The organism is Streptomyces sp. CB01881 (assembly GCF_002953255.1).
Classification (GTDB): Bacteria; Actinomycetota; Actinomycetes; order Streptomycetales; family Streptomycetaceae; genus Kitasatospora.
Genome location: NZ_CP026498.1, coordinates 5,258,603 through 5,258,931 on the forward strand (window position 1 = coordinate 5,258,603; position 329 = coordinate 5,258,931).

Here is a 329-nt window from a genome sequence, read left to right on the forward strand (position 1 = left end):
CCAGAAGCTGCCAGGGCGTGATGCAGATCGTCGCCGTCACGGACCCGCTCACCGTCGGCTTCACCCGCCAGGCGATGGTCGGAATCCGGGTCGAGGGCGACATCGAGCCCGTCGCCGACGCGCTGGCCGCCCTCGACGAGGTCGACTACGTCGTCTGCACCGCAGGCTCGTTCGACCTCCTGGCCGAACTGGTCTGCGAGGACGACGAGCACCTGCTCGAAATGATCAACAAGCGCATCCGCGCGCTTCCCGGCGTGCGGAGCACCGAGAGCTTCGTTTACCTGAAGCTCCGGAAACAGACCTACACCTGGGGCACCCGATGACAGCCG

1 protein-coding gene is annotated in these 329 nt (G+C 66.6%); it reads left to right on the plus strand.

All coding sequences use genetic code 11. From position 1 onward, the window contains the following. The coding region (locus C2142_RS12760; RefSeq protein ID WP_241002542.1) for an Lrp/AsnC ligand binding domain-containing protein at positions 1-323 on the plus strand (323 nt) is incomplete at its 5' end. Between the last annotated feature and the right edge of the window lie 6 nt (positions 324-329).